Annotated in this window: 17 protein-coding genes; 10 read left to right on the top strand and 7 right to left on the bottom strand. The window is 40.9% G+C overall.

Annotated elements, in window-relative coordinates:
- Positions 1-6: 6 nt before the first annotated feature.
- On the bottom strand, positions 7-1,317 hold the full coding sequence (locus tag J8Z24_RS07765; protein WP_176031682.1) for an MFS transporter: 1,311 nt from the start codon (positions 1,315-1,317) through the stop codon (positions 7-9).
- Between the two features lie 211 nt (positions 1,318-1,528).
- Between J8Z24_RS07765 and msrA the strand changes: the two genes are divergently transcribed.
- The 6 genes from msrA (at position 1,529) to J8Z24_RS07795 (ending at position 8,329) form a co-directional block, all read left to right on the top strand.
- A complete protein-coding gene (gene msrA, locus J8Z24_RS07770; protein ID WP_444428299.1) occupies positions 1,529-2,821 on the top strand; it encodes a peptide-methionine (S)-S-oxide reductase MsrA in 1,293 nt (430 codons plus the stop codon).
- A 135-nt stretch (positions 2,822-2,956) separates the two neighbouring features.
- Positions 2,957-4,264 carry a hemolysin family protein gene (locus J8Z24_RS07775; protein ID WP_286037146.1) on the top strand — a complete coding sequence of 436 codons (1,308 nt, stop codon included), beginning with the start codon at positions 2,957-2,959 and terminating at the stop codon, positions 4,262-4,264.
- A gap of 255 nt (positions 4,265-4,519) precedes the next feature.
- A complete protein-coding gene (locus tag J8Z24_RS07780) occupies positions 4,520-4,834 on the top strand; it encodes a hypothetical protein (protein ID WP_125251457.1) in 315 nt (104 codons plus the stop codon).
- A 391-nt stretch (positions 4,835-5,225) separates the two neighbouring features.
- The gene (locus tag J8Z24_RS07785; protein WP_252095564.1) at positions 5,226-6,425 is read left to right on the top strand and encodes a lipoprotein-releasing ABC transporter permease subunit; all 1,200 of its coding nucleotides are present in this window, start codon (positions 5,226-5,228) and stop codon (positions 6,423-6,425) included.
- On the top strand, positions 6,418-7,107 hold the full coding sequence (gene lolD / locus J8Z24_RS07790) for a lipoprotein-releasing ABC transporter ATP-binding protein LolD (RefSeq protein WP_252095565.1): 690 nt from the start codon (positions 6,418-6,420) through the stop codon (positions 7,105-7,107). The genes J8Z24_RS07785 and lolD overlap by 8 nt, the downstream gene beginning before the upstream one ends.
- Positions 7,100-8,329, top strand: coding sequence for a lipoprotein-releasing ABC transporter permease subunit (locus J8Z24_RS07795; RefSeq protein WP_125251454.1), 1,230 nt, complete (start codon positions 7,100-7,102; stop codon positions 8,327-8,329). The genes lolD and J8Z24_RS07795 overlap by 8 nt, the downstream gene beginning before the upstream one ends.
- A 41-nt stretch (positions 8,330-8,370) precedes the next feature.
- Here the strand turns inward: J8Z24_RS07795 and sbcB are convergent, their stop codons facing one another.
- Together sbcB and J8Z24_RS07805 are read right to left on the bottom strand one after the other, a co-directional pair.
- Entirely contained in the window at positions 8,371-9,840 is a 1,470-nt protein-coding gene (sbcB, locus tag J8Z24_RS07800) for an exodeoxyribonuclease I (RefSeq protein WP_252095566.1), read from the bottom strand.
- A gap of 326 nt (positions 9,841-10,166) precedes the next feature.
- The gene (locus J8Z24_RS07805; RefSeq protein WP_252095567.1) at positions 10,167-11,399 is read right to left on the bottom strand and encodes an MFS transporter; all 1,233 of its coding nucleotides are present in this window, start codon (positions 11,397-11,399) and stop codon (positions 10,167-10,169) included.
- Positions 11,400-11,506: 107 nt separating this feature from the next.
- Between J8Z24_RS07805 and J8Z24_RS07810 the strand changes: the two genes are divergently transcribed.
- Positions 11,507-12,394: a LysR family transcriptional regulator gene (locus tag J8Z24_RS07810; protein WP_252095568.1), complete on the top strand. Its 888-nt coding sequence runs from the start codon at positions 11,507-11,509 to the stop codon at positions 12,392-12,394.
- Positions 12,395-12,537: 143 nt separating this feature from the next.
- Here J8Z24_RS07810 and J8Z24_RS07815 read toward each other — a convergent pair whose 3' ends face one another.
- Positions 12,538-12,978 carry a MarR family winged helix-turn-helix transcriptional regulator gene (locus J8Z24_RS07815; protein WP_147389723.1) on the bottom strand — a complete coding sequence of 147 codons (441 nt, stop codon included), beginning with the start codon at positions 12,976-12,978 and terminating at the stop codon, positions 12,538-12,540.
- Between the two features lie 192 nt (positions 12,979-13,170).
- On the opposite strand from J8Z24_RS07815, the gene J8Z24_RS07820 reads away from it, so the two are divergent.
- Positions 13,171-13,599 (top strand): organic hydroperoxide resistance protein, encoded by a 429-nt coding sequence (locus J8Z24_RS07820; protein ID WP_147389721.1) that lies wholly within the window; start codon positions 13,171-13,173, stop codon positions 13,597-13,599.
- 40 nt (positions 13,600-13,639) lie between these two features.
- Here the strand turns inward: J8Z24_RS07820 and J8Z24_RS07825 are convergent, their stop codons facing one another.
- The 3 genes from J8Z24_RS07825 to J8Z24_RS07835 all read right to left on the bottom strand — a co-directional run bounded on the left by J8Z24_RS07825 (position 13,640) and on the right by J8Z24_RS07835 (position 17,682).
- Positions 13,640-14,083 (bottom strand): hypothetical protein, encoded by a 444-nt coding sequence (locus tag J8Z24_RS07825; protein ID WP_128730243.1) that lies wholly within the window; start codon positions 14,081-14,083, stop codon positions 13,640-13,642.
- Positions 14,084-14,375: 292 nt separating this feature from the next.
- Positions 14,376-16,526, bottom strand: a complete 2,151-nt coding sequence (locus J8Z24_RS07830) for an ATP-binding protein (RefSeq protein WP_252095569.1) — start codon at positions 16,524-16,526, stop codon at positions 14,376-14,378.
- Positions 16,501-17,682, bottom strand: a complete 1,182-nt coding sequence (locus J8Z24_RS07835; protein WP_176031691.1) for a sugar ABC transporter substrate-binding protein — start codon at positions 17,680-17,682, stop codon at positions 16,501-16,503. The genes J8Z24_RS07830 and J8Z24_RS07835 overlap by 26 nt, the downstream gene beginning before the upstream one ends.
- A gap of 484 nt (positions 17,683-18,166) precedes the next feature.
- Between J8Z24_RS07835 and tmk the strand changes: the two genes are divergently transcribed.
- A complete protein-coding gene (tmk, locus tag J8Z24_RS07840; protein WP_128730238.1) occupies positions 18,167-18,820 on the top strand; it encodes a dTMP kinase in 654 nt (217 codons plus the stop codon).
- Position 18,821: 1 nt separating this feature from the next.
- Complete coding sequence (gene holB, locus J8Z24_RS07845; protein ID WP_252095570.1) at positions 18,822-19,721, top strand: DNA polymerase III subunit delta'; 900 nt, start codon at positions 18,822-18,824, stop codon at positions 19,719-19,721.

Here is a 19,721-nt window from a genome sequence, read left to right on the forward strand (position 1 = left end):
CAGGTTTTACCGTTCAGTGACATTTGGTAAGCGGCTTGTCATTCCAATACCCAAGAGCGTAATAAATATGTATAAACCAAGTAACGCATTAATTGAGAATACTGAAGCGATAATCCCAAGTAGGCTTGTTAATAATAATATGATACCGATCATCGTATTGCTCAACGTAACATAACTAGTCCGTTTATTGCCGTCGGCCATGTCTACAACATATGTTTTTCGGCCAACTCTGACGCCTTGGTGAGCAATTGCAATTACAAAGTAGCAAAGTGGAATAAACCATACTTGTGTTAAAACGCTAGGGTAGAGTACAGAGGCGATGAGTACTGTTAGCGTTACGACAATGGTGAGTATTGCACCGAGTATCATGACTTGTTTGCTCGACTTGTCTGCAAGACGCCCCCAAAAGGCCCCACTGGTTAGGCTTGCAACTCCTGAAACACCTAACAAAATTGCTAACACCCAGACTGCATTACTGATATTTTGTTGCGCCAACACAGTGAAGTAAGGAGGTATAAGTGCAGAGCTTAATAATAACCCCCGCGCAAATATAAAATTTCTAAGCATACGGTCTGTTTTCAGTAGTGTAAGCTCTTGTTTGATCTTGTATAGGCCATTTTCACCGCCGTCTGTCGCACCTGCATACTCATTAATTTGCGCAAAAATAAATGCGCTAATAATCCAAAAAACGGCTGCAAGCAGCAAAGTGAGGACAAAGTTAATGTTGCCAAACTCGGTTGCAGCGTAAAATAAGCCAACGCCAAAAGTGACGGTGACAAGTCCACTAATGGATGCGGCTTGACCACTTAATTGCCCGCGTTTTTGTTTTGGGATCGTTTTCCCTAACACATCTTTTGAAGATACTGAACTTAGGCTTCTTGCGACACTAAAAACTATTAATAGCCCAAGTACAAGCCACGGATACAGTAAGTTTTCAGTTTGTTGCCATGCCAAGGCTGCCATTAAAATAACACAACCCGACTGTATCAGTGCACCGAGTGACCATAGCAATTTGCGTTTTGCATGTTGTCTTACCCATTGTCCAATGAACAGTTGAGGGATAAGTGAACCTGATTCTCTAATCGGCACTAACGCTGAAATCATAAAAGCGGGGGCTCCGAGGGATTGCATCAGCCATGGCAGGGTTATTTTTGGGTTGAGTAGTGCATCCGCTAATTTGCTAAAAAGTTGACTTAGTAAGATTAGAACATAGTTGCCAGGCACCTCTTTACACGCTTTGTCGTCGATGGCCTTACAAGCTCGGGCTTCATCGTCATTGGTCAATTTTTGATAGATACTTTCACTGAACTTATCCACACCGTTTTCCTTGTTATTGCCGCTGCTATAAATGTAATACTCAAATCATGACAGAGGGAAGATGAAAGAATCATTAACTTCTGTCGGTCTGATCCAATACGTAAGAAATAGCATTTAGTTTATATCTACTTTGTGTACTTACAGCGAGAAAGGTGCTCGTTATTGCAAGGTTAGTTAATAGCGCATGTATTGTGAGAGGTGAAAAATGAAAATGGTGTATCTTGCTATGGCAGCAGGGGGGTTGATTTTGGCGGGCAGTGCAATCACTGCAACCGCGGGCACTGGTATGCCAGAGCCTAAAGTAGATGGCGCGAGTAACCATATAAAAACGTTAGTCCTTGGCTCAGGTTGTTTTTGGGGGCCTGAAAAGCGTTATGAGAAAATGACCGGTGTGATTGACGCTGAATCAGGTTATGCTGATGGCAAAGGCTTTACCCCAACATATAAAGAAATCATCAAGGCAAGTCGACGATTTGATGAGAATAATTATGCTGAGGTAGTGAAAGTTACATACAATGCAAATTTATTGACGACAGAAGCCTTGTTGAAATCGTATTTTGAGAGCCATGACCCTACCCAAAGTAATCGACAAGGAAATGATGTGGGAACTCAATATCGCTCGATTATACTGTATTCAGATACGCAGCAGGGTGATACGGCTGAGGCACTAAAAGTGCAGTTTCAGCAACGCCTGAGTAATGCGGGTTTTGGCAAGATCCAAACTTCTATTAAGCCACTCAGAAAGTTTTACCCAGCTGAGGAGTACCATCAAAACTATTTAGCTAAAAACCCGAATGGCTATTGCCCAGATCACAGTACTGGCGTGACCTTTGAGAAAGCTGAAAAAGCTGAGGTTGACAACAGCTTGCTCTTAACGGGAAAGCATATTGTGATTATCGACTCTAGGAGCTACTGCCCATACTGTGAAAAGCTTAAAAAAGAGGTCATTAATGATTATCAAGGTGATATTCCGCTGCATTTTCGCTTTGCAGATCAACTCCAAGGTTTAACCATCAAGACCGCAACCTGGGCAACGCCAACGATTCTTTTTACGGAGAATGGTAAAGAATCATATGGTTTCCAGGGGTATATGAAAAGGAGTGACTTCTATAAAGTACTAGGGGCTTTTAAACTAGGGCGCTCTGAGGCTTTTAATATTGCCTTTCAAAAGGGAACAGAACGGCCGTTCTGTAAACAATACGATATTTTTAAAAATACTCCAGATGGCGTTTTTGTGGATAAACTCAGTGGCAAAGCATTATTTGATACTCGAGATAGATTTAACTCAGGTACTGGTTGGCTCTCTTTTACTCACCCAGTAGAGGGAAGCGTCACCTATCATGAAGACTTTAGTCACGCCATGGTAAGAACCGAAATTCGGTCTAAAAGTAGCGGGATCCATTTAGGTCATGTTTTTAAAAATGAAGGGCCAAAGGGAGAAGACCGTTATTGTATCAACGCCCAAGTACTGGAGTTTAAATTGAGAGATAAGTTCAGCGAATAGCACTCAGTGATAAGCAGATACTTAATATATTTTCATCTAGTAGTGAGCGTATTGCACTTGGTATAAATTAGATTGCCAAAGAGCCAAAATAAGCGTATACATCGCGCTGAATGACAGTTTTAATTTTAGGCATATTTGTGGACTTTTTTTTGGGTACTTTTACTCATCACTTTGAGTGCGGTTTTCGCACTCTGTGAAATTTCATTAGCTGCGGCGCGTAAAGTGAAATTACAAACTTTATTTGATCTTGGTGATGTCAGGGCAAAGAAAGTATTGTACTTACAGGCAAACGCGCATCAATTTTTTGCAGCAGTGCAAGTTGTGTTGAACGCATTGGCAATTGTTGCAGGTATGATTGGTGAGTCTGTTTTCACTCCCTATATCCTGCAATTACTCAATTGGGTAGCCAGTTTTATTTTTGCTGATGTTGCAGTGTATGCGTCGATTTTGCTGCAAATTTCCACCGTGCTCTCTTTCTTATTGATCACATCGTTATTTGTACTTTTTGCTGACTTGCTACCCAAGCGAATAGCGATGGTCATTCCTGAAAACATTGCGATGCGCTTTATATCCTTGATGTTAGCAAGTGTTTGGCTGTTTAAGCCGATTATTTGGTTGTTTAATGTCTTTGCTGACTGGATCATTAAATTATTTAATTTACCCAACGAACGAGATGAACAAGTAACACGAGATGATATTTATGCTGTGGTTGACCAGAGCGCAGAGCAAGGTGAGCTGTGTGGACATGAGTACAATATTATTGGGAATGTGCTGGATCTTAACCAAACCAATATTACCCAGGCGATGATCAATCGTGATGCGATTGTGTGGCTGGATGTTCAAGAGTCAGAAGAGAATCTAAGTAGTCTTATCCAGCGTCATAGTTTCCAACAGTATTTACTCTGTGATGGTTCGTTAGATAAAGTGGTTGCTGCACCTGAGGCGAAGCAATTATTAAGTAATATACTCGCTAATCGGCCACTGTTGGATGGTCACGACCATGACTTCCATAAGCCTGTCATATTGTTGGATACATTGAGTCTATCTGATGCACTGGATGGTCTGAAAAGTCATGAAAGCAATTGTGCTGTTGTGATTAATGAGTTTTCTACTGTAGTTGGTATGGTCACACTTTCGAGTATTTTTAATCTGATTGCATTAAAGGATGATCAAGCGATAGAGGCGCAATTTAGACAAAAAGACAACGCTCGTTGGTTGGTACAAGGTGATATGTCGATTAAAGACTTTCAAACTTCAGTGATTGAATATGAGTTCGAGCCAATAGAAGCGATAGAAACGTTAGCTGGATTTGTGATCCATAGACTAAAACATTTTCCAGTGGAAGGAGAGTCTCTTCAGGTCGAGGGATTTAAATTTAAAGTAATAGAGATCCAAGGTTTATCAATTAAGCAGATTGAAGTGATAAAAGAGCCGACAGTGTAAACTCGCTTAATCTTTAAGTATGGATCATAAGCAAACCTTGAAAGCCAATAATGTTGTCTATTATTACTAATACCTGATATTAAGTTAGATATTTATTGAAAATAACGGGATTATTTTTTTGTCGCAACATTTTCATTAATGAAATTTTAATTATTATATTCTTGACCTTGATTATTTTCGGAATAGAATGGCTGCGTTTACGAAGTTCTGGGATTAGATCTTCGTAAACCAAATTAATACTTAAGGATGAACAAAATGAAAAAGTTAATCACCGCACTTGCTGCATTCGTAGCACTATCTGTATCAGCGCAAGAAACCCAAGAAGCAAAAGTACAAGTTGCACAGCAAAATATAAAAATTGTTGCAATTGGTCAAAGTGGCTGGGATCCAATTTGGAGAGAGCCAACTTGCAGCATCCAAAAAACAGATGAAGATGCTGTTGGTAACGCATACATGATCAACCATTATGACATGTGTTTATGCCAAAACAGTAAGAAGGCGAGTTATTTAATTGAAGATACGCAAAGTAACCCAAAACAAGCTGCTGTTATTTGTTACTTAGAGCAATAAAGATCTCACCCACTTAATATTGAGTCTGTTTGAGGCATCAAATCTTATTTTAAAGACCTAACTCAAAATAGATAACAACATTAAGTAACTAGTTATAACTAAATTTATTGAAAGCGGAACATTATTATGCTCCGCTTTTTTCGTTTTGTTAGAGTAACCGATATGTATCAAACGGCTAGATATAGCTTTTATCTTTAAAGCCGTTACGTCACAATGTTGATTTAACTAATACGGCAACCCAAAGCAAGGTCTTACGCCTCAACTAGGACTGCACTTTTTCTATCCAAGGCCACAAAAATTTATAGTTTGTCACATTTTTTATCGTTTTCCAGCCATCAATCTGTTTTTGAGTATGATAGTATCCGTTCAGCAGTTTTTTACGAGATAGATTATGTTTCAACCAGTTAGCCTCTTTGTTGGGTTAAGATATAGCCGCGCAGCTAAAGGTAATGCGTTTATATCGTTTATCTCATTTTTCTCTATTGCGGGTATAGCACTTGGGCTGATGAGCTTGATCACGGTAAGTTCGGTTATGAATGGATTTGAGCAGACCCTCAAAGCTGCGATGCTTGATCTGATCCCACATGTGCAAATTAGGGAAAGTGAGCAACTCGATCAGACAAAACTAAAGGCGATAGAAGATCACCCATTAGTCAAGCAAGTATCACCCTATGTTACCAGTGATGTGATTTTACAAACCAATCAAGACTTGGTAGGCGTGCAGTTACAGGGGTTGTTTGAAGGGTACGAAAGTGTCCTAGATGATGCTATTCGTGGCGGGAGTCTAACGCGGCTATACAAGCACAAGTACCAAATTGCATTGAGCCGTTATTTGGCAAACAAACTAGGTGTAAGTATTGGTCAGCAAATCCGTATAATTATGCCAGAGTACACCACATATACCCCACTTGGCCGTACACCAACGCAGCGTTTATTTACGGTTGCGGCTATTTATGATGGTCAGAGCGAAGCCGATACTTACCTTGCATTTGCGGATGGCAAAAGCTTGCAACGGCTAATGCGCAAAAAGCCAGAGCAATATGATCTCAATATTCAATTATTTGATGCGTTTAATTTACCAGATTTTTATCAGCAAGCAGGTCATTTGTTGCAAGGGCTTGATACCCAGGACTGGCAAACTCAGCAAGGTACATTGTTTGCTGCAGTAGCGATGGAAAAGCGCATCATGTCATTGTTATTAGGGTTGATAGTGATCGTGGCGGTGTTCAATATCATCTCAGCGTTGTCAATGATGGTAAGTGAAAAGCAAGGAGAGGTTGCGATTTTACAAACACTTGGCTTCACACCACAAATGATCGCTAAAGTCTTTATGGCACAGGGCATGTATAACGGTATTTTTGGAACGATACTAGGGATTTTTGGTGGGTTATTACTCTCTAATTACATAAATGAAGCATTACATCTTGCCGGTCTTCAGTTGCTTGGCGGCGCTGAACTTCCTGTCAAAATAGAACAAACAGAATTAATGATCATGGCGATGGGTAGCATTTTACTTAGCTTTTTAGCCACTTTGTACCCAGCCAAACGTGCGTCCAGTGTGCTGCCAGCAGAGGTATTAAGATATGAGTGATTTAGTCATTGACTGTCAAGGTTTGGTTAAAAGTTACCAAGATGGTAAATCCGAAGTAACTGTCTTAAAAGGGGTTGATCTTACTGTCACACAGGGCGAAATGCTAGCTATAGTGGGTAGCTCAGGCTCGGGCAAAAGTACCTTACTACACATTCTAGGCACCTTAGATAAAGCATCTAAAGGTAGTGTGAAAATTAAAGGTGTCGAAGTTGGTCAGCTGTCACGTGCAAAACAAGCTGAATTTAGAAACAAACATTTGGGCTTCATTTATCAGTTTCACCACTTGTTGATGGAGTTTAGTGCTTTAGAAAACGTAGCAATGCCGTTATTGATTAAAGGTTTGAAAACTAAGCAAGCACAAGAAAAAGCATTAAATATGCTCGATAAAGTTGGCCTTAGCCATCGTGCTAACCACAAACCTTCGGAGCTCTCAGGTGGAGAGAGGCAGCGAGTTGCAATTGCCAGAGCGTTAGTAACTGAGCCTGATCTGGTGCTTGCAGATGAGCCTACAGGGAATCTCGATAAGCACAATGCACTTAAAATTTATGATCTCCTGTCTGAGCTTAATCATCACCTTAAAACCAGTTTTGTTGTCGTAACCCATGACTTAGAGCTAGCTGACAAGCTTGGTCGTGCGGTGCAACTGGATGACGGTAAAGTAGGTGTATATCAGGATGCTTAGTTACTTTTTGAGCAAACGCTTTAGAGAGTCTAAGCGTCAACTTGGCTTTATTGGTTTTCTAACAAGGGCCTCAACTCTTGGCGTCATGCTGGGCATGGCGGTGTTAATTATTGCGCTATCAGTGATAAATGGGTTTGAAGAACAACTAGAGCAGCGGCTGCTTTCTGTGGTCCCGCAAGTGAGTTATCAAGCACCTTATGACCCCATTCAGTCATGGCAACAAAAGGTTGATATTTTGGAAGATCAACGAGGCGTTGTCAGTGCGACTGCTGAAATCAATTTAACCGCAATGGTACAGTATAAAGGTACGTTGAAAGCCACCCAGTTGAAGGGGGTTGTACCGCATAGGCATCACGCAGTCTCAAGTATTGGCGAATTTATCCAAGGAACACAGCTACCAGCGTTGAAGCCGGGTGAAGTCATTATTGGGAAGGGGATCGCAAACAAACTGAACGTCGCGATCGGAGATAATGTGCAGCTATTGGTCGCAAACAAGCACTCCGACAATCCATTGGCTGCACCAAAGCGATTAACTGCCACTGTGGCCGGACTGATTGCCATGGGTGGGCAAGTTGACCAAACATTAGCTTTAGTGCCACTTGGCGCACTGCAAGAGGCGATGGGATTTAGAGAGGATCAGGTAACGGATTTACGAGCGAAAGTGAGTGACGTATTCCAAGCGCAATACATTGCGACATCTGCGGGCAGAGCGTTGCCCGATTTGGTCTATGTATCATCGTGGTTCAGAACACAAGGTGGGCTATATCAAGATATTCAGATGGTACGCACCATTGTTTATCTTGTCGTATTTTTAATTATAGCGGTAGCTAGCTTTAATATCGTGTCTTCCATGGTGATGGAAGTGAAAGAAAAACGAGCCGATATTGCTATTTTAAAAACCATGGGCGCACAAGACAGTACGATTTTTTCGACATTTGCGCTACAAGGCGTGACCTATGCTGGGATCGGTGCACTGCTAGGCACGGTAATTGGCATTTTTATCGCCATCAATATTCCCGATATTTTTAAAGCTTGGATTAGCATGAGCGACGATAACCCGCTGGAAGGTGTTTACTTTATCGAGTACCTGCCTAGTAAAATTATTTGGACTGATATTTACATCAGCCTACTAGCGACGTTTTTTATGGCGGTAGTTGCAAGCTTATATCCAGCTTGGCAGGCTACAAAAACCGATCCTGCCAAAGTACTTGGAAATGGCTAATCGGCAAGAGCAATAGGCGGCCAAAGGCACGCCTATTCCAACTATAAGCTTTGTGCGTAATGATAAAGCGCTTTTAATATTTGCATATTGCGCTCATTACCTTCATTCTCAGCAACAAGGTTTTCTAGCTCAAGCATAAAGTCTTCAGCCGAAATGGATGGGTTGTCATCATTGTGCATTAACTTGTTTTGGCAGTATTTACGCCATTTATCAAGCTCTAAAGGTGATAGTGACTCTGGCCAATTTCTCGCACGGTAACGAAACAACATTGTGTTGAACTTGTTATCTTCAAAATCTAGCTCCATAGTTGCGAGTTCTTGTGGTGAGGCATTGCGAATTATTGCAAACTTGGCTTTGTCTGCTTTGCTAGTAAAGCCATCATAGAGTTGATAATCTGGATTACTCGGCTTTTCAAAACCTTTGTCATCGCTGAATACGTCAGCGACCTTATCTCTTAACTCTGGTCGCGCTTTGAGATATTTTAAGTTTTCAAGGCACTGCTCGCGATCAATCCCTAGCCTTGCTGCGTTTTCTGGCAACAAGGTTTTAGCGGGGGCCACTAATGGGCACTTATTGATATGAAGCAATTTAAGCCCGACCGGCAATTCATCATCGCCCAGCTCACTGCGTTTTGTGTACAGCCGTTCTTTAAGCGCCTCAACGTCAAGATCGTTCAGTACCTCAGGCGACTGAGTCAAGTCAAAGCAGATCACGGCATTGCTATTAATAGGATGGAAACTCATCGGGGCAATCCACGTAGTGCAACCTTGCTGAGCTGGAAACATCGAAGAGATATGCACTAAAGGCTGCATATTAAAGACATCGATAAGGCTCGACACGGCCTTTTTATGTCTGTGGTTAAAGTAAAAATCGTACAGTTTAGGCTGTTTAGTTTTAATCAATTTTGCCAGTGCAATGGTTGCAGTAACGTCACTTAGTGCATCATGAGCTGCGCCATGTTCAATACCGTTGGCAACGGTTAGATGCTCGAGTTTAAAGCTGGGGCTACCATCTTCTTTGGTTGGCCACTCAATCCCTTCAGGGCGCAGTGCGTAACATGCTCTAACAAGATCGATAATGTCCCATCGACTATTGCCATTTTGCCATTCACGCTCGTATGGATCATAAAAGTTTCGATACAGGCTATAACGGGTGAGCTCGTCATCAAAGCGGATACTATTGTACCCAGCAACGCAAGTTTGCGGTTTTGCAAATTCGGTGTGGATCTTAGCCATAAACTCTGCCTCAGTGAGGCCTTTTTTTAGCGCTAGTTGCGGCGTGATCCCAGTGACCAAACATGCTTGAGGGTGAGGGAGGTAATCAGGAGCTGGTTGACAATACTCAATCAAAGGTTCACCGATAATGTTGAGATCTAGATCCGTTCTGATCCCTGCAAATTGGCTTGGTCTATCTTTTTGCGGCGTAGCCCCCCAACTTTCGTAATCATGCCAATAGATGGTTGGGATATTCTGAGCGTTATTTGGTGTTTCCGATTGGTTTTTATTTGTCATAAAGTCCAGGTGCTATTTAACTATTTTTGTTTTGGCCAACATCTGCGGTGATGGTATCACAACTGTATAGGGTCATGTGTATATGGTGGTAAATAAGTTACCACCATAAAGGAATCGTATTCACGAGTATTATCGCATAGGGGGGCGTGTAGAGTAATACCAATTAGCCTGAATACTTGCTCAATTTGAAGGAGTAAATCTGACATTAATTGCGTTATAAATTTCTTATTTCGAACAACAAAATAGCAAAATCTTTGTCTTAAAATAGGCCTTTTAATCAAGATAATTGGTACAAGACTTATAGAATCGAGTTATCTAATACTCAATTACTGACTCTCGCTGGTGAAATTATGGCCTAATCTATTAACATGCTTCCACATGACTATCGTCACACTGATTAATAGGGTAGCTACAGCGACTAGGGTGTTAAAATTCAGTGTTTGATTGTCTTCAGTTTTGACCAATAGACTTGCGAAGATGCCGCTTGCAGCAATTGCAAAGTGTTGAATTGCATTTTGTAAACTAATAAAGGCACTACGCTCTTGCGCCTGTAAAGCAACAATAAGTTCTGTTACCAAAATCATTGAACGACAAGAGCTCGCAATGATAAAAAGTACAAAAAGTGTCGCTGAGAATGTACTTTGACTCGTATTAAAGCCAATCAACACAGTCAGTAGCATAACCCCACTTAGAAAGTAAACTAAATACGATGTGGTTCTATTACTAAACTTACTTCTCGCATATAGCTGAATGACAATAAATGAGCACACACCGCTGAGTAGGTAGCAATAACTAAGTGACGTATTGGAAATGCTGAAGTTGGTTATTAGCATGACGGGAAACTGAGTTGAAATGATAAATGTGCTCATCACAACAACAAAGCTAAAGAGTAGGGCAAAGCTTAGCTTTTTATTAAATAGATGGTTGTTGTTTTGTTTTATTTGACACTCATGATTGACATTCGCTGGTATATTTCTTTTATGCTTTTGCATAAAAATTAACAGAAACAGCAGCGCAGTGATAACCAAGCAGCAGCCCAATAGAAATATACTCGACTGCCAGCCGACATGCTCGGTGATAAATAAAAGTACGGGTATTCCTATCGCAAGGGCACAAGGAAATGTGCTTAGTAATATCGCTGTATTTCTTTTTTTGTTGTGGTGGTCGCTGAGCAAAACAACAAGATTAAGATTAAGTACAAGTGCTGCACCCGCGCAAAGGCCGGTTAATGCTCGTACAACTAGAAGCGAGTAAAAACTATTGAGCAACGCAGTGCAAAGCGTAAAAAACGCGGCTGCGAGTAATAGACTAATGAGTTTGCGACTTTCGTTAGCAACGTTTTCACCGCCACGAACCCATAAACAAACGAGTGAGGCAGTAACTGCATAAACTGCAACTAATAGTCCTGAATTTGCAGGGGTGGTATGAGTGCTAAGCGCCATTTGCGCGCTAAAAGGAACAATGATTAAAGCATCCAAAGCGAGTAGAAAATGTATGGCAAAACATAATCCAAATGTGACACTTGAGTGCACTGAGTTGTTTAACGAGGCTGAAAGCATATATATCCATAATCAAATTAACAAAAGAGAATATGATTGTATTAACCTCACTAAGGTAATAAAGTGCGTTATATTGGATACATAAACCCACTTTTTGGGCTAATAAAATGACTGACCAAGTAGATCATCAGTGGTTAAAGAGTTTTCATTGTGTTTATGAATGTTTGAGCTTTAAACAAGCCGCCGAGCTTTTAAGGATCCCGACTTCAAATGTAAGTAGACATATCGCCTTACTAGAGGAAAAGCTTGATACAAGATTATTGGATCGCACAACAAGAAGGATTTCTGTCACGGAAGCTGGTGAGCAACTGTATGAGAGTACAAAGCCGCTGCTTGAGTCATTATCAGATGCGATGCAAGAAGTAACTAGACATGCAAGCACGCCGACAGGGCATTTGCGCATATTGATGCCCGATATACCAATACTTGGTAGGGCAATCGTGACATTTTGTAGCGCTTATCCTTCAGTCTCAATCAGCTGTGATACTAGCCTTAGTCCAAGGGAGAGTTTACTCGATGGATTTGACCTCGTGCTCTACTTCCATCGTGGTAACCTTGAAGATAGCAACTGGGTGGTAAGAGCGCTTGCGCGATTACCAAGCGTTGTAGTTGCAGCACCTAACCTACTTAAAAAACATGTGCCCCCATTTACTTTATCAGATATGCAGGGTTTACCTTGCATCTCAACACTCTCCGCGTTAAACGGAACACCTTGGATATTTAAATTAGAAGATGGGCAGTTAAAAACGCTACATGTTAATTCAAGCTTTCGAGTAAACAGTGGAAGCGTGGCCAAATTAGCAGCGCTGGAAGGACTTGGTTTTGCTATTTTACCAGTAGAGGCATGTAGATCTGAAATCGAAAAAGGCGAACTTATACCAATAAACTTGGAGCATCCGCCAGAAGATCTCGTGCTCTATGCGCTGTACGCGGGACGAAAACACCTTGCAAAGAAAATCACGGCATTTTTGCAGCACTTGCAAGCGACTTTTTAAACGTTATCATCTTTGAGTGATAATTGCGTCACTGAAGTAAGGCTATCTTAGATGCACTGCATTCGAATACACCGAGAAAGAGAGCGTCAGTTTGAGACCACTTTTATGGCTTATACAGATGAACACCCCTCATAAAAATATGTTTATTCAGCGCTCGCTAAATCTTGATTGATCAAATCTAGTAGCGCAATAAGTGCTGTTGCTTTGTCCTCATTGATACTCGGAAATTTACAGCGAATTTGTTCTGGAATGCTCGCTGCTTGATGTCGTAATTCGTTACCTTTAACTTGCAGTTTTACAACCCGCTTGCGCTTATCTTGCTCATCTTTAATGATAGTAATCAACGCTTTGTCGGTCATTTTCTTTAAAATCTGTGTCATTGCGCCGCCATCGATAGCCGTCTTTTTTAGTAATTCAGCAATGCTGATTTCGTCTTGCTCCCACAGCGCCATCATGACCACATATTGCGGATAAGTGAGTTGAAGCTCAAGCAGAGATTCTCGGTATGCTCGGGCAATGCCATTAGAAGCCATGTATAAACGATGACAAATTTGTCTATCTAAATTTAGTTGTGCGTAATTCATCGTATTCTTTTATTACTGTATTGATAAGGTATTTTAATTTGCATGCAAAGTATTTGCAATTCTAAATGCTTTTGCATATTATTTTGTGTACAAAGTAAATTGTTAGCAACAAGCATGACTCATCTGGAGTACAGGCTGTGTTTGCTAGCATTTGAGTGGTTATCCAAATGGTATGAAATTGAGGAGAACAAGATGAAAGCACTTCAGAGTATAGCGTATACAGCTAACGCGACCGCGACTGGTGGACGAGAAGGCACTGCAAAGTCTGATGATGGTCGTCTTGATATCGAGTTATCAACACCCAAAGCACTTGGTGGCGATGGCGGTCAAGGTACTAATCCAGAGCAATTATTTGCAGCAGGTTACGCAGCATGCTTTATTGGTGCATTAAAACTAGTTGCGGGAAAGGCAAAAGTGACATTGCCAGATGATACGTATATTAATGCCGAGGTTGCTATAGGGCCGATTGAGGGAGGTTTTGGGATTGCAGTCAAGTTAGCTGTTTCAGTTGGGGAATTAGACAAAGAAACGGCGCGCGCATTGGTCGACAAGGCTCATGAAGTATGTCCTTATTCAAATGCTACGCGCGGAAATATTGCAGTTGAGTTATCTGTGATTTAAGCCCATGCTGCTTTGTTGGGCCAGTTTTTTCAATATTGGCTCAACCTGTTGTAAGTGGGAGGGTGGTTTTAAAATTGTGAACCGCTCCACCGGTTCGAAAATCAATCTGTTTGACCTGCTCAATAATTTCAACGGTATCAAAACCGCTGAGAAGGCCAAACATCGCTGCTTGCTGACCAGAGCCAATAGCATAGGATTGTGTTAGTGGCTCTGATTTGCAGGTGCCATGTTTCACATAGCCATACCACACCCCTTTGTGTGGATGATATTTTATAAATTCTAAACTCTCTATTTTGTCAAACTGGCTGTTGGTAAAGTTGTGCTCTAGGTTATGTATATCGCACGTTTGGCCTGTGCAAAATACCCTCCAGCCATTGTGGTCAAACCATTTTTGGGCATTATCTGTAACAATAATCTTGTCTGTAGTGGTTCTGCTATCACAGGCTATCTCTGCTGTAATGGCGTTATAAACAATGGTTGTCATTCCTTCTGACTCCTATGAAGTTGAATATCTGGTCAATTAGTAATTTTGAATGCTAAGGGGTGAATCTGGGCGTTGGCTGCGTGATAAGCTTTAAATTTGAATGCCAAGTTTCTTAATTTTATGATTTATTTTGAGGCGATAAAACCCTGTCGATAATATCACTACTGTTTTTTAGCCACACCACAAGTTGATTACCGGAGCGTGACACATTCAATGTTTACCTAATGTGAATATATTGAAATTATTATGATCTTAATACATGTTTTTGTTTGAAGGAGGGCAAAAGTGCCCTTTACTGGATGAGTGTATTAATTACTTCATAGAGCTTTTTCATATCGATAGGCTTTGCAACGCAGGCATCAAAGCCAAGCTTTTGATAACTTTCAAGCTCTCCTGACATTACATTTGCAGTCACCGCAATTAATGGAATCTGCTTGTTATCAAGCCTAACTTCTGCGCATACCTCCAAGCCGTCTTTTTTTGGCATCTGAATGTCGATAAAGAAAATATCGGGCTTTCTTTTTTTATATAGTTCTATCGCTTCCTCACCATCTTTGGCGATAACTAGCTGGGCTTGAGTTGGCTTTATCATTGCGCTAAATATTTTCTGATTTAACGGGTTATCTTCGGCCAACAATAAGTTTTTATCTTTGAGTTGGGGGACGGCATGTATATCTTGGTGTGCGTGCAGCAAAGGTGTAGCGCAAATACTTAGGTTTAGCTCAAGCTTAAATTCACTACCAACACCTTCTTCACTTTGTACACAAATGGTGCCACCCATCAGCTCAGTAAGTTGTTTTACGATGGCAAGTCCTAGCCCTGTTCCACCATATTTTCTCGTTGTAGAGGGATCCGCTTGTTGAAAGCGCTTAAATAAGCTGTCGACGGTCGCTTCATTAATGCCTGCGCCGGTATCAATAACTTGTATAGATACTAATTTTCCAGCATCTTTCATGACTATACGGATCTCTCCAGAACTGGTGAATTTGACCGCATTTGAGACCAAATTACGGAGGATTTGTTTTAGCCTCAAAGGATCTGCCAACCTGTAAGGGGAGGTTAGTTTTTCACAATCAACTATCAAGGGTACCTTGAGATTGTCAGCCGTGTGAATAAATTCATGTTTAACTTCCGTTGCGATACGGATCAAATTAACTGCAACAGTCTCCACTTTTAATTCACCCGCTTCAATTTTTGAGAAGTCGAGTAAGTCGTTTAATAAACTGAGTAATGTTTTTGTTGATGTCATTCCTTGAGTGACCAATTCGTTTGAGTTGATCGCATCGTTATGATATTTCATTAGCTGAAATACGCCATAAATACCGTTAAGTGGTGTCCTTAATTCATGGCTCATATTGGCTAGAAAGAAGGCTTTGGCGCGTTCAGAGCTTTGCGCTTTTATTTTTTCATGTTCTAAAGAGCTAATTTGCAACTTAATTTGCTTGGCTAATTGGTTAAGCGTAACTTGTAATGTTTGCAATTCCTTAAACTCAAAGTCGTGAGTAGTCGTTACATAGTTGCCTTGCTTCAACCGATCACAGTGGCGCTCCAACACCAACATTGGATTAATGAGCCGTTTTGACAACTTTCTTAAATACCAGACTAGTAGCGCAACTAAAATCAAACCAAAAGATATGATGAGTAGTATTGCTCTGATGATGTCATTTGAAAAAGGGGTGGATTGACGATGTAGTAACAGCTCTAGTTTTATACTGTCCTCATCAGCAGAATATATAATATCTTGATAATCAGTTTGGTCATGTCGCAGCTCTGCGCTCCCTTCTAACGTTAAATCGCCACTTTTTAACGAGATAATACCGCTATTTTCGCTCGCTTCGAAGAATGGCTGTAAATCAAGTTCAAGAAAGAGTACGCCAGTGTGGTTATACGGGCGCATCAAAGATGACTGCTTTTGTCTGAGCGGTATTTCTAAGAATAACTTTGCTTCTTTTGTTTGGGAGCCGTTAATATCGGCCATCGATACGACACGTTTTTTAATTTTGAGTGTTCGCATTTGCTCTGATAGCACTTGATTAGTGTATGCAGAGAAAACTTTGCTGTTCCATTTTAAGGTGTAAAACGGGTATCCTTCTACTGTAAAAATAGAGCCATCATTAATAAAAGCGGATTTAATCATCGCGTTATTATCAACAACCTGTGTGAGTACCTTGATCGCATGCTGAGTGTATAATAAGTTGTTGGGCAAACTTGACAGTATGTAGTCTTCACTTATCGGTGCGAGCTGATAGATCAATTCATTGATTTGTGCTTTAAAATCGTTGATCAGACTGTTTCCTTTTCTTTTAAGGTCTTCCTGTATGAGTGCTGCTTGTTGTTCTAACAGAGCAAAGCTAACCATCGCGACTAGAATCAATAAAAAAATTGAGAATAATGTCGTAATTTTTCTTTTTATTTCTTTAACGATGCTGTGCTTTTGTTTCATTTTTCTGCGACTTTGTGACGATAAACTGCATATACTCAGTGGTATCTTCAACGCTATACACCCCACCTAAATAGCGTGTTAGGCCTTTGAGTATGGCTTCCCAAATATAGGCCATAATGGGTTCATTAGGTTGTGGGTAAGTATGATTAAGTGAGGCGATTAACTGTATTAACGCAATATCTTTTCGCTTTGTTAACTTGTCTAGGCTGTCAGAATTTGTTGGTAGCGCTTTTAACTCATCCCAAAGACGATCTTGAACACGTTGGCTTTGCATAAATTCAACTAGTAATTTCAAATGCGGCTTTTTTTCCGATTCGACTGCGTTCGCAGGAAAAGCCAAAACGTGGGATGATGCAAACGAGATGAGCTGATGTCCTCCCCATCTTGGTAAGGAAGCGATTGCTAAGTTATCTTTTAGAGTATCTTTGAGTTGTTGATACGCCCAAATGCCATTCACAAAGTAGCGTAATTGCGCACTTTTAAAACGATTCATTAAACACTGGTACGCACAATCTGCGTCAATAATGCCACTGTTTAGCAGTAACTGGTAATTTGATAAGGCCAAACGCATCGCTCTCGTGTCGAGATGAGGCAGATCAGATAAAATAACCTCTTCCTGTAGAGCGTTCACAAAGGTAATAAACCAATACATTTCATAAAAATTCCACCCTAACTCGGGCGCTTTAAAGTGGCCTTGCTGGATGTAGTGTTGGAGATCTGTTATTGGCTCGGGTACAAGCGAGCGATTATAGTAGAGTACTAGATGATTACCATACATGAGGGGGATGCCTTTTATTACTCCGCCCACTTTACTCGTGTTTTTGACGCGCAGTGTGAGTTTATCTGCAAGCCAACTTGACGGTATAGTTGAAAACCGTAATTCAGACAAGCCCATATAGTCACTGGGAATAATTAGAGCATCGGGGAGTTGCATCGCATCTGCGTATTGTAATAGCTCACTTTTTAGTTGGTTATTATTGAAAGCTAAAATGTTTATTTTGATGCCTGTCTGCGCACTAAACTCTTCAAAAAGTGGCTGAAAATCAAAATTTTCTAGGCCAACTGCAATGTCAATGCTGACATTGGCTTTCGCTTGGATAGCACCACTGTGAAGACTCAAGAGCAGAAAAATAGTACAAATTAATCGACCTTGCATAAAATAACTATTCCGTAGTGAGTTTAATAATACCAATTTTCTTAATTAAGTGGTCTATTTTGAGGCGAGAAAATCTTGTCGATAACGAGGCAAAAAATTCGCTATTTAGTTGTTCTAAATAAGAAATTTTTAACGCTGTTAGCGTCAGATTTACTCCGTCAAATTGAGCAAGTATTAAGTCAAATTGATATAAGTATGTCTCTATCGCGCAGGTATTGGTTCTTTGTCAGTGTAGTCTATATTTCTGCGCTTGGAATCAATACAGGTGAAATCGGCAAAGTAGGGGATGGTTTTTATCTATGTCTATAAGTCTTAGTGAATTCTTCAATCACTGCTTTGCCTAGCAAAATGATGATAGGTACTTATCCGAAGCTCAGGTTGAATAGTCATGTTATTGTGTTAATTATAATGAAAACAGCGATGAATAATTTCCAGAAACACGATAAAATACACAGCAAATAAGAATGATGAGTACAACCTTGTTATGAATAAAGGGTTTATGCTGGCCTGTGATGGCAGCAATGGTGCAGGTAAAACAACTGTTATCTCAGGCATAGAAACGCACCTAAAACAACGTGGTATTGAAGTTGTGATGACTCGAGAGCCAGGTGGAACAAAAATATCTGAAAAAATTCGTGAAATCATTCTCGATCCTTCGACACCCGAAATGACTGAAATGGCAGAATTGATGTTGTTTGCTGCAGCACGAGCACAGCATGTGCGGGAAAAAATCATTCCAGCCCTTGAACAAGGTAAAGTGGTTATTTCAGATCGATTTGACGCCGCGACGTTTAGTTTCCAACACTACGCACGAGGTCTGGATCTCAACACCATAACGACGATTAATCGGCTCGCGTTGGGAGATTTTAAAGCAGACATGAACCTCATATTAGATCTTGACCCCCAAGAGGGACTAAAGCGAGTGAAGTCAAGAGGGGAAGGGTTAGATAGGCTAGAAGATGAGCAGCAACAATTTTTGCAGCGTGCCCGGGAAGGTTACTTGCTACAGGCAAAAAATGACCCAACGCGCTTTACTGTAATTGATGCAAGTCAGAGTAAATCAACCGTGCTTGCGCAGAGTATTGAACTTGTAGATAAGCTTATTGATCAACATATTAAGTTAAGCTCGAGAGTGTAATATGCTTGCAAGTTGGCATCATACTCCCCTTAATCAACTAGCCCAAGCGCAGCAAGCTGGCCGTTTGCATCATGCACACTTGTTGTCGGGTAAAAAAGGCGTAGGCAAAGGCGTACTCGCTAGACATTTGGCTTATGCCTTGCTTTGCAATAGGGCTGAGACACTGACTGCCTGTGGGAGCTGTAAAGCATGCAGCCTCAATCTTGCCGGTAGTCACCCTGACAAACTTATTGTCGCGCCTGATGGTAAATCGATAGGTGTAGATGAGATCAGAGATATCACCAACTTTTTAAACCACTCAGCTCAGCAAGGGGGGAGTAAAGTTGCGCTAATCGAGCAAGCACATCTGATGACACATTCTGCGGCAAATGCGTTATTAAAAACACTGGAAGAGCCTAATTTTAACAGATATTTACTCATAACCAGTGATGATGATAGCAAATTGCCAGCGACGGTGTTAAGCCGCTGCAACAAAGTGACAATTCACTCACCGAGTTTGACAGAAGCTGCAAAATGGTTAGCAGAGCACGATCTCGGGTCTAACCTTCCTTGGATCCAAGAGTTTTCACTTCAGCCCTTTGTGATTTCAGGGTGGCAAAAGGAAGGGCTTATCGATGAGGTAACACAGTTATTTAACGCAGCGAATAAGCTCGATGGCGAGAGTGCATTGCAAGTTGAAAAGATACTATTAAAACACACTTCGTTGAGTGATGTATTTGCACGCTTTTTGCTAAGTCGTGTTAAGTCTGCGATGCTATCAGAAGCAGGCCTCAGCTTTACACAGTATCAAGCGTTATTAAACCTTATACATCGTTTTATGTATGAACAAAAAAATGTGTTAGGGTTAAATCAAAGCCTTAGCATTTCAAATTTGCTTTTTGCCTTACAAAAACAGTTATAA

The organism is Pseudoalteromonas sp. SCSIO 43201 (assembly GCF_023716725.1).
In the GTDB taxonomy this organism is placed as follows: domain Bacteria; phylum Pseudomonadota; class Gammaproteobacteria; order Enterobacterales; family Alteromonadaceae; genus Pseudoalteromonas; species Pseudoalteromonas peptidolytica.